This is a genomic window from Bradyrhizobium sp. Leo170, from assembly GCF_004296405.1.
Taxonomy (GTDB): domain Bacteria; phylum Pseudomonadota; class Alphaproteobacteria; order Rhizobiales; family Xanthobacteraceae; genus Bradyrhizobium.
Genome location: NZ_PSRR01000326.1, coordinates 1 through 9,876, shown reverse-complemented (window position 1 = coordinate 9,876; position 9,876 = coordinate 1). Strand labels below are relative to the sequence as shown.

The 9,876-nt window shown below is 64.6% G+C and carries 9 protein-coding genes and 1 pseudogene; 2 read left to right on the top strand and 8 right to left on the bottom strand.

The features are described from left to right. The coding region (locus CWO89_RS35260) for a hypothetical protein (RefSeq protein WP_130583034.1) at window positions 1–245 on the top strand (245 nt) is incomplete at its 5' end. A gap of 294 nt (window positions 246–539) precedes the next feature. On the opposite strand, the gene CWO89_RS35250 is transcribed toward CWO89_RS35260, so the two are convergent. The 8 genes and pseudogenes from CWO89_RS35250 to CWO89_RS35220 form a co-directional block, all read right to left on the bottom strand. Continuing rightward, entirely contained in the window at window positions 540–1,307 is a 768-nt protein-coding gene (locus CWO89_RS35250) for a DeoR/GlpR family DNA-binding transcription regulator (RefSeq protein ID WP_130583032.1), read from the bottom strand. Between the two features lie 341 nt (window positions 1,308–1,648). Then, on the bottom strand, window positions 1,649–2,647 hold the full coding sequence (pdxA, locus tag CWO89_RS35245) for a 4-hydroxythreonine-4-phosphate dehydrogenase PdxA (RefSeq protein WP_130583031.1): 999 nt from the start codon (window positions 2,645–2,647) through the stop codon (window positions 1,649–1,651). Continuing rightward, entirely contained in the window at window positions 2,644–3,138 is a 495-nt protein-coding gene (locus CWO89_RS48340; RefSeq protein ID WP_245476726.1) for a nucleotide-binding domain containing protein, read from the bottom strand. The genes pdxA and CWO89_RS48340 overlap by 4 nt, the downstream gene beginning before the upstream one ends. A 132-nt stretch (window positions 3,139–3,270) precedes the next feature. After that, window positions 3,271–3,950: pseudogene (locus CWO89_RS48335) on the bottom strand (four-carbon acid sugar kinase family protein); the annotation flags it as partial. 2 nt (window positions 3,951–3,952) lie between these two features. Beyond that, window positions 3,953–4,990, bottom strand: coding sequence for a 2-keto-3-deoxygluconate permease (locus CWO89_RS35235; RefSeq protein WP_130583030.1), 1,038 nt, complete (start codon window positions 4,988–4,990; stop codon window positions 3,953–3,955). A gap of 374 nt (window positions 4,991–5,364) precedes the next feature. Next, window positions 5,365–6,705, bottom strand: a complete 1,341-nt coding sequence (locus CWO89_RS35230) for a dicarboxylate/amino acid:cation symporter (RefSeq protein WP_130583029.1) — start codon at window positions 6,703–6,705, stop codon at window positions 5,365–5,367. Between the two features lie 102 nt (window positions 6,706–6,807). Continuing rightward, window positions 6,808–7,365 (bottom strand): biotin transporter BioY, encoded by a 558-nt coding sequence (locus CWO89_RS35225; RefSeq protein ID WP_130583035.1) that lies wholly within the window; start codon window positions 7,363–7,365, stop codon window positions 6,808–6,810. Between the two features lie 92 nt (window positions 7,366–7,457). Further along, on the bottom strand, window positions 7,458–8,645 hold the full coding sequence (locus CWO89_RS35220) for a pyridoxal phosphate-dependent aminotransferase (protein WP_130583028.1): 1,188 nt from the start codon (window positions 8,643–8,645) through the stop codon (window positions 7,458–7,460). Between the two features lie 135 nt (window positions 8,646–8,780). Here CWO89_RS35220 and CWO89_RS35215 point away from each other — a divergent pair. Continuing rightward, on the top strand, window positions 8,781–9,876 hold a 1,096-nt coding region (locus CWO89_RS35215; protein ID WP_130583027.1), incomplete at its 3' end, for a M48 family metalloprotease.

Genomic DNA, 9,876 nt, shown 5'->3' with positions numbered 1-9,876 from the left:
CCGAGGCCGAGGAGCCTGCGCAGGAGAACGATCGCGCGATGCGTCGCCGCTCGACCGTGCGCGAGAAAGTGAGCTTCTCCTCGCAGCCCGAGCCCGCGCCCGTCGTCGTGCAAAGCGAATCCGAGCCGATTCCGCCGGCAGAGCCCGCTCCCGCGGCGGTCGCAGAGCCCGCCCCTGCAGCAACGACCACCGAAGCCTCGCCGCGCAAGGCCGGCTGGTGGTCGCGCCGCTTTGGCGGCGGCTAGAGCGTTTTCGAGCGAAGTGGACACCGGTTCGCGTGAAGAAAACGCGTCAAAACAAGAATCTAGAGCTTCGGTTCTGATTCAATCAGAACCGAAAATGCTCTGGAGCATGATCCGGAAAAGTGGAGACCTGTTTTCCGAAAAAGATCATGCTCAAACAAAGAGCTAGAGCGGGATGACGATTCGAAGAAAAGTCATCACGCTCTAGAGCACGATCCGGAAAAGTGGAAGCCGGTTTCCGTAACCCCGCCTCGGTCGATATTTTTCTTCGATCATGCGGAAAATTGCGGTGCCGGCTCAGCGAACGCCAGCAACGATCAAGCGCGCTCCCGCATCGGCGAGACGCTTGCACTGCTCCTCGGATGCGCCGACATCAGTCACCAGAGTCCAGCGCGGCGGCAGCGGCGCCCAGGCCATTTGTTCGGCGCGGCCGAGCTTGCTGGCGTCGGCGAGAACGATGACTTCTTTCGACTGCTGCATCATCAGCGACTTCAGTGCGACCTGCTCGAGATCCGCTTCGCACAGGCCACGGCCATTCACCACGCCGTCGGCGCTCATGACGGCGCGGTCCGCGGTCATGCGCCGCAGCGCGTCATTAGCGAGCGGCCCCATGGTGCTCATGCTGGTGGTGCGCAGCGCGCCGCCCAGCACCACAAGCTCTATGGTCGGAGCCTTGGCGAGGAAGGGCAGCAGCGCAAGGTTGTTGGTGATGATGCGCAGCCGCCGCTGCTGCAGCAGTCGGCCGAAGGCTGCGACCGTCGAGCCGGCATCGAGAATCAGCGTGTCGCCGTCCTCGATCAGATCGATCGCCGCGCGCGCGATCGCCTGCTTCTGTTTGCCCTGGACCGCAAGGCGCTGCTCGAGCGTCGTCTCGGTTGCGTGCGCGGTGAGAATGGCGCCGCCATAAGTGCGGCGCACGGCATTGTTCTTGGACAGATGCTGCAGGTCGCGCCGCACGGTGGAGGCGGAGACGTCGAAGCGCCGCGCGAGATCGTCGACATCGATCTCTCCTGCGTTCAGTGCTTCCAACAGACGAGCGTGACGCTCCTTGCTGCGCATCGACATCGAACCTCAGCCCACAGATTCATTGCCGTCAGCCGAGCCCGACCGTATCGGCTCCGCGGCACGGCCGATGGATACCACGATGCATCGGCCGCGCAATATAAGCGCTTAACCCACATCTAGCTCCTCACTCTGGGAAGCCCGCGCAACGGGCGCCTGGCCTCATGGTTCGAGACGCGCCGCAAGCGGCGCTCCTCACCATGAGGGTCAAAGATTCCGCCGCTAAATTAGACCTCATCCTGAGGAGCCCGCCAACGGCGGGCGTCTCGAAGGATGGGCCGCGAAGGGACCGCCCACCAAGTTCTATTTCATATGCGATAGCCCTGCCTTTTTCAGGCAGCCCCTCAAGCCGCCTTCTTCGGCGCAAGATCGACCGCCTGCCGCAGCGCCTCGATCAGGCTGCGCTCGTCGGCGATGCCCTTGCCCGCGATGTCGAAGGCGGTGCCGTGATCGACCGAGGTGCGGATCACCGGCAGGCCAACAGTGATGTTCACGCCGGCTTCCAGCCCCAGCACCTTGATGGGTCCATGGCCCTGATCGTGATACATCGCGACCACCATGTCGTAGTCGCCGCGGCCGGCCAGGAAGAACAGCGTGTCGGCAGGCAGGGGGCCGCGCACGTCCCAGCCCTTGCGCTGACAGGCTTCCACGGCCGGCGTGATCTTCGCGGCTTCCTCGCCGCGACCGAACAACCCGTTCTCGCCGGCATGCGGATTGATGGCGCAGACGCCGATCTTCGGATTGGCGATGCCGGCGCGCACCAGCACGTCATGTCCGCGTGCGATGACACGCTCGACGAGGCCGGGCTCGATCTTCTCGATCGCATCGAGCAGGCCGATATGCGTGGTCACGTGAATGACGCGGAGTTTCGGCGACACCAGCATCATCGACACTTCCGGCGTGCCGGTCAGATGCGCGAGGAGTTCGGTATGGCCGGGATATTTGTGGCCGGCCGCATGCAGCGCTTCCTTGGAGAGCGGCGCGGTGCAGATGCCTTGTGCGAGCCCTGCCTGCACCACCTGCACGGCTTTCTCGATATAGCGATAGGCCGCCTCACCTGCCGTCGCCGAAACCTTGCCGAACGGCAGATCGTCCGGCACCAGCTTCAGGTCAACGCATTGCACGGCCTTCGACGCAAAATTCGCTTCCTTCGCGTCGCTCAACGCGTCAACCTCAAGCGGCACGCCGACGATCTCACCGGCCTTGCGCAGACGGTTGGCGTCGCCGATCACCAGCGCATTGCAGATCGCCTGCACCTCCGGCTGCGCCAGCGCCTTCATGATCACCTCGGGCCCGATACCGGCCGGATCTCCCATGGTGATCGCAATGGTCGGACGAGTCATATGAAAGTTCCTCTGGTTCGGACGGCGCGAAGGCGCTCGCTGATGCGGATGAGGCTTTGCTCGTCACCGAACGCGCCCGCTTTGGTGGCGATCGGAACGGACAATCGGCCAAGAGTAAGGCCGAGCGACACGCCCGGCTCGATTTCGTCGGCAAGACGGATGCCGTTGACGCCGAAGCGCGACAGCATCGCCGCGGCGGTTTCGCCGCCGGTCGCAGCAAAGGCGCCGATCGCGGGTGCGACGGCCCCCAGAGCGTCGGCGAGACTCTTGGCGAGCTGCGGGCCGAGCGACATGTCGGGGTGATCATCCATCATGATCTCAACCAGCGCATCGCCGCCGCCGGCAAGTCGTTTCATCACGTCCGCGGCGAGTGCCGCCCGGCCGGCACCATCCTTGAGCAGCGTCTCTGGCGCGACCGGGAAATGCGCCACGGTGCCGGTCGCCTCCAGCTCGCGCGCGGCGCCGCGAGACGCGCCGGCGAGCGAGCCCACCACGATCAGGGTGCCGGATTCGCTCGTCGGAATGCGCAGCGCCTCGACGGCATGGCTGACTTCGAGACCGGCCAGTGCGTGCGCGAGGCCGGCGCTGCCGATGAAGAAGGTTGCGGGCGATGCATGCAGGCTCGCCTCCGCGATCAAATGCAGATCGTGTTCAGTCGCGGCGTCGCAGGCCGCGACCACATCGCCCTCCCCGGCCAGTCTCGCGAATGTGGCTTTGAGAGCGCCACTGCGCACGGCAGCGAGCTTGACCTTCTCACCGCGAATGCCCGCGGTCGCGAGAACGTCGACGAGATCGGCATTCGGATAGGTGTGGTCGCGCCGCCAGACCTCGGCCTCCTCGAGGGGGCGGCCTTTGACCAGGATGCGCCCGTCGATCGTGGTGCGGCCGGTGGCCGGAAAGGCCGGCGCGAACACGCCGAAGGCCGGCCCCGACCGCGACTTGAGATGCGCAAGCGCGGCGGCAGTCTCCGCCGCAGGTTGCCCCCGCAGCGTCGAGTCAATTTTTTGAAAAGAATACGCCCGGGTTCGCACAGGCGCGCCAGCACATCGGCATGGCGGGCTGCAGCGGCCCCGGCCGAAAGGCCTCGACTCGCTGCATCGTAGGCCAGGACGGGCAGCTGGTAACCCGACGCGTCGGTCACCTCACCCCACGTCACCGCAGCCGCACGCCCCCTTCTGCCGAAGGCGATCGCACAATCCGCGGCACCGGTGAGATCGTCAGCGACGATCAGCCAGCTTTGGCTTGACGCATTTTCTTGACGCGAACCGGTATCCACGTCGCTCGAAAACGCTTTAGGGGCCATCTTCAGTGACCTGCCTCAGTGACAGCCGAGCGCGCCGCGGGGGTCATCTTGCCGGCAGAAGCCACGCTCTCTTCTGCAGGCTCCTCGACGTCGCGACCAACAACGCGGGCCGTCCAGGCGGTGACGATCGGCACCAGGATTGCGGTAACCACGACGCACGCCGCGACGAGGATGGTCGCGGGCCGCGCCGCGTCCGCATAGGCCGGATTGGCCGCGGCGACAATCGCCGGGACGGCCGCCGCATTACCAGCCGTCGAGGCCGCCGCAACACCCGCGACACCATTCCCGCCAGTGATGCGATCGGCGAAGAACAGCGGGATGCCGGTCACAACCACCACGGCCACTCCCATGCCGAGGCCGAGTAGACCGGCCTGCCAGACCTTCGATAGATCGAGGCCGGCGCCGAGCGCGAAGGCGAAGAACGGGATCATCACAGGCACCGCGCGGCTCAGGAAGTCGCGCATCTCGCGATCGAGATTGCCGATGATCATGCCCACCACCAGAGGCAGGATAGCGCCCACCAGGGTCTGGAATGGAAATGCCGAGAGGCCGGCCACGCCCAAGGTGATCATGGTGAGGAAAGGACCGCTCTCCAGCGACATGATGGTATACGCGCCGACGTCACGCGGGCGTCCATATTGGCCCATCAACGCCATATAGAGACCGCCATTGGTGTCGTTCATGGCGGCGACGATCGCGAGAGTCGAGACGCCCGCGAACATGCCGGCTGCGACCGGCGCTTCTCCCAAAATGCGGCCGAAGATCAGGCCGAGGGCAACGGCAACGCCGACCTTCACGATCAGCAGGGTGCCGCCCTTCTTCACAATGTAGGGGGTCGCGCGGAAGTCGATGCTCGCGCCCATGCAAACGTAAAACACGGCGAGAATCGTCAGTGCGCCGGAGAACAGTGCGCCGGTGAAGGAGCCAAAGAACTTCGGAGTATCGGGAAAGAAGGTCGCAATAAGCGCCCCCACTAACAGCGGGACCACCATCATCCCGCCAGGCACCTTCTCGATCGCCCGCTTAATTGGAACCCGCATTTCTGTTTTCCTCCCGCGCAAGGCGCCCATCCGATCATTCTGCGCATTTCCGCCAGAGAAACGAGCAAACGGCTGCCCGTATATGCTCACATTACGCAACATTCAAGATTTTATTGCGCGCTTCGCGCAATACGGCTACGCGGGCGACGGTCGAACGCCCGCACAAGCCCGGTCCGGTCCGCCCCAGAAATCCGAAAATCACGCCGCCCGTTGTGATCTTGGACGGACGGCGGCCTAATCTTCGGGCGGCTGTCTACCGCCAGCCCTAGCTAGCTTCCTTCAGAACGATCTGCTCCGTACGGAACGGGGCGCACCATGAAAATGGTGCGCCCCGTTAGCGTTTCTTTTGCCGCGGCGAAAAGCTCGCTGGCAGATCACCCCGTGGTGATCGCCGTCTCGACGTCGGACGGATCGATCTGCTTGTTCAGGTTGGCGTGCAGCTTCTTGTGGTCGAGCTCGCCCTCCCACCAAGACACGAACACCGCGGCGATGCCGTTGCCGGTGATGTTGGTGAGCGCACGCACCTCGCTCATGAACTTGTCGATCGAGAACACGATGGCCATGCCCGGCACCAGGGCCGGATTGACCACGGTCAGCGTCGCCGCAAGCGTGATGAAGCCCGCGCCGGTGACGCCGCTCGCCCCTTTTGAGGTCAGCATCGCCACGATCAGGATGGTCAATTGCTGGCCGAAGGTGAGATCGACGCCAAGCGCTTGCGCGATGAACAGCGTCGCCAGCGTCATGTAGATGTTGGTGCCGTCGAGGTTGAAGGAATAGCCAGTCGGCACTACGAGCCCGACCACCGGCTTGGAGCACCCGAGCCGCTCCAGCTTTTCCATCAATTGCGGCAGCGCGCTCTCGGACGAGCTGGTGCCAAGCACGATCAACAGCTCGTCCTTGATGTAGGCGATGAACTTGAAGATGCTGAAGCCCATCACCCGCGCGATCAGGCCGAGCACAAGCACCACGAACAGCGCGGCGGTGCCGTAGAACAGCCCGATCAGGCCGATCAGATTACCGAGCGCTGCGGGACCGAACTTGCCGATAGTAAAGGCCATCGCGCCGAACGCACCGACGGGCGCCGCTTTCATGACTATGCTAATCACGCCGAACACCGCATGTGCGCCATCGTCGATGATGTCGCGCAGCCGCTCGCCGCGCTTGCCCATCGCCATCAGCGCAAAGCCGAACAGGATCGCGAACAGCAGCACCTGCAGGATGTCACCGCGCGCGAACGCGCCGAACACGCTGTCGGGGATGATGTTGAGAACGAAATCGACCGACTTCTGGGCGTGCGCTTGATCCGCGTATTTGGTGGCGCTCGCGACGTCCGCGGCCCCGGGCCTCGCTGCCAGCCCATGGCCGATCTGAAACAGATTGCCCATGATCAGGCCGAGGATCAGCGCGAAGGTGGAGACGATCTCGAAATAGAGCAGCGCCTTGATGCCGACGCGCCCGACCTTGCTGGCGTCCTGGATATGCGAGATGCCCGAGACCACCGTGCAGAAGATGATCGGAGCGATCACCATCTTGATCAGCTTGATGAAGCCGTCGCCGAGCGCCTTGATCCAGTCGTTGGTCGCAACGTTCGGCCACAACCAGCCGACCACGACGCCGAGCACGATCGCGATCAGCACCTGGACATAGAGGATTCGGTACCACGGTTTTTTTGCTGTGCTGGCCTCAGCAGGCCCGCTCGTCGCAATCGTTGCCATGACTCTCACTCCTACTCGAAGATGCGCAAGGCCGATCTCCCGAGCTATGCGGGGACGACCATCTCGAAAATTCAGATTGGCAGCGCCTCGCGCGAGGCCCGCTTACGGGCGGCGATCGGCGAGCCGCCGTGCGGCCGGCAGCAGCGCGGCCCCGAGCGCGGTCTTGACGAGCGTGCCCGCGATGAACGGCACGATCCCGACCAGCCACGCCTTCTCGGCGCCCAAGCCGACGCCAAAGGCGAGCCAGGCAAAACCGGCCGCGAGGATGATGATGTGGCCGAGCGCCATCGCAGCAAACAGCCGGACGACGTTTCGGTCCCAGCCGCGCTCGGCGAGCCCGCCGGTGACGAACGCCGCCGCCACGAAGCCGAACCGATAGTCGGCCGTCGGCCCCATCAGCGGCGCGAGGCCGCCGACCGGTCCGGCAAACACCGGAAAGCCCATCGCGCCTTCGGCCAGATAGGCGATCACGGTCGCAGTTCCGAGCCACGAGCCATAGGCGGCGCCGATCATCAGCACCACCAGCGTCTGCAGCGTCATTGGCACATAGGGCAACGGCAGATTGACCTTGGCCGACAGCGTCAGCAGCGCCGTGCCCAGGAACACCAGGATGGTCCCGCGCCATAGCGAGGAGAATTCACCCGACCGGTTCGGCCACAGCACCGAAGCAAGAGGAAAATGCCTGGCGGCGGCGGACACAGATACCGATCTGACGGACAAGGCCAACTCCGGGGGTGTGACAAACTGGCGCGCTATTTAAGCCAACCAGCAATCCGCGCAACCGCTTCCTGCATCTCCTCTGCGGACCGCGCATAGGAAAAACGGATGAAGGCGCGGCCGTGAATCGGATCGAAATCGACGCCCGGCGTCGCCGCGACATGGGCCTTTTCCAGCATCTGGCGGGCAAATTCGAAGCTGTCGGACGTAAAGTCCGACACATCGGCATAAAGGTAGAATGCGCCATCCGCGGGCAGGAACTTGGTCAGCCCCGCTTTCGGCAGCCCCTCGATCAGAATGCGCCGATTCTCCTGATAGCCGCGCTTGATTGCTTCCATCTCCTCGCGGCCATCGAAGGCGGCTTCGGCTGCGATCTGCGATAGCGTCGGCACCGAAATCGAGAGGTTCTGCTGCAGCCGCTCGATCGGGCGCACCAGCGGCTCGGGCACGACCATCCAGCCGACCCGCCAACCGGTCATGCAGAAATATTTCGAGAACGAATTGATCACGAGGGCGTGTGGGGACAATTCGGCTGCAGTCACCGCCGGGAAGGCGTAGTCGAGCCCATGATAGATCTCGTCCGAGATGAAGCGGATGCCGGCGCTCTCGGCCGCCGCCATCAGGCTTGCAAGAGCTTCGCGCGACATCATCGTGCCGGTCGGATTGGCGGGGCTGCCCACCAGAACGCCTTTGAGCGGCGCCTTGCGATGCGCGTCCAGCAACGCTTCGCCGGTCAGCGCATGCCGCGTTTCGTTCGTCGTCTCGATCAGCACCGGCTCGCAGCCGAGCGCGCTCAGGATATGGCGGTATGGCGGATAGCCGGGCACGGTGACCGCTACGCGATCGCCCGGCTCGAACATCGCGAGAAACGTGAGGATGAAGCCGCCCGACGAGCCCGTCGTGATCACGATGCGCTCGGCATCGACCTCGCATCCATACGTCTCGAGATAATGCCGCGCGATGCGCGCGCGCAGCGAGGGAATGCCGAGCGCGGAGGTATAGTCGATGCGTCCATCGTCGAGCGCCGCGTGGGCGGCTGCAATCGCCGCCGTCGGTGCCGGCGCCGCCGGTTGGCCGACCTCCATGTGGATCACATGCCCGCCGGCCGCCTCGATTCGCGCCGCCGCCGCCATCACGTCCATGACCATGAAGGGCGGAACCTCGCTCCTTCCCGAAGCGGTCAAAAGGTGATTCACGCGGTCTCTAAATGTCGCTTCGGGCATGGATATCTGCTATTTGGGCCGGCGTCGCCGGTTTCGGGTTCCGTAACGACCGGTTGCGCCCCAGACTGGCCGCATTCGGCGGTTTGTTAGGGCATATATTGTCCGTGGCCCGCCGCCAATCGCTAAGACCGCCCCATGCTGCTCCGTTTCGCGCTTCGCAAGAAGACCCTGAAATTGACTGCGCTCGCCACCGCGATCGCGCTGGCGGTCGCGCCCACGATGGCGCTGGCGCAGGAGAACAAGGGCCCGCCGATCCTGCGCGATACTGAGGCCGAGCAATTGCTGCGCGACTATACGAGGCCGATCCTGCGCGCCGCGGGACTGGAGAAGCAGAACATCCAGATGGTCATCATCAACGATGGCACGTTCAACGCTTTCGTTGCCGACGGCCGCCGCATCTTCGTCAATTACGGCGCGCTCATGCAGTCGGAGACGCCGAACCAGATCATCGGCGTACTCGCGCACGAAACAGGGCATCTTGCCGGCGGCCATCTCGCAAAGCTCCGCGAGCAACTGGCGCAGGCGCAGACCCAGATGATCATCGCCATGCTGCTCGGCGCCGGCGCGATGGTCGCAGGCGCACGCGGCGGCGCGAACAGCGGCCTCGCCAATGCCGGTGCCGCGGCAGTCGCGGCGCCGCAGGAAGTGATCCGCCGAACGCTGCTCTCCTACCAGCGCCAGCAGGAAGAGAACGCCGACCGCGCCGGCGTGAAATTCCTGAACGCGACCGGCCAGTCCGCCAAGGGCATGTACGAAACGTTCAAGCGCTTCACCGACGAAAGCCTGTTCGCGGCACGCGGCGCCGATCCGTATCTGATGTCGCATCCAATGCCCGCTGATCGCGTGGCGGCGCTGGCGGAGATCGCGCGCTCCAGCCCCTATTGGGACAAGAAGGATGATGCGGCGCTGCAAATGCGCCACGACATGGTGCGCGCCAAGATCTCCGCCTTCATGGAGCGTCAGGACACCGTCTATCGCCGCTATCCTTCGTCCAACAACGGCCTGCCCGCCCGCTACGCGCGGGCGATCTCGACCTATCTGCACGGCGATCTCCGCAGCGCGCTTGCCCAGATCGACGGCCTGATCCAGGCGCAGCCCAACAACGCCTATTTTTATGAATTGCGCGGCCAGGCGCTGCTGGAGGGCGGCAGGCCGGCGGAGGCGATCGCGCCGCTGCGCAGGGCGGTGCAACTCTCGGGCAACTCGCCCCTGATCGAGATGCTGCTCGGCC

Excerpts from the sequence above, each read along its gene's own strand:
- pdxA (WP_130583031.1), bottom strand. The coding sequence starts at position 2,647 with ATGACTCGTCCGACCATTGCGATCACCATGGGAGATCCGGCCGGTATC.
- CWO89_RS35235 (WP_130583030.1), bottom strand. The coding sequence starts at position 4,990 with ATGCGGGTTCCAATTAAGCGGGCGATCGAGAAGGTGCCTGGCGGGATG.
- CWO89_RS35230 (WP_130583029.1), bottom strand. The coding sequence starts at position 6,705 with ATGGCAACGATTGCGACGAGCGGGCCTGCTGAGGCCAGCACAGCAAAA.
- CWO89_RS35220 (WP_130583028.1), bottom strand. The coding sequence starts at position 8,645 with ATGCCCGAAGCGACATTTAGAGACCGCGTGAATCACCTTTTGACCGCT.
- CWO89_RS35250 (WP_130583032.1), bottom strand. The coding sequence starts at position 1,307 with ATGTCGATGCGCAGCAAGGAGCGTCACGCTCGTCTGTTGGAAGCACTG.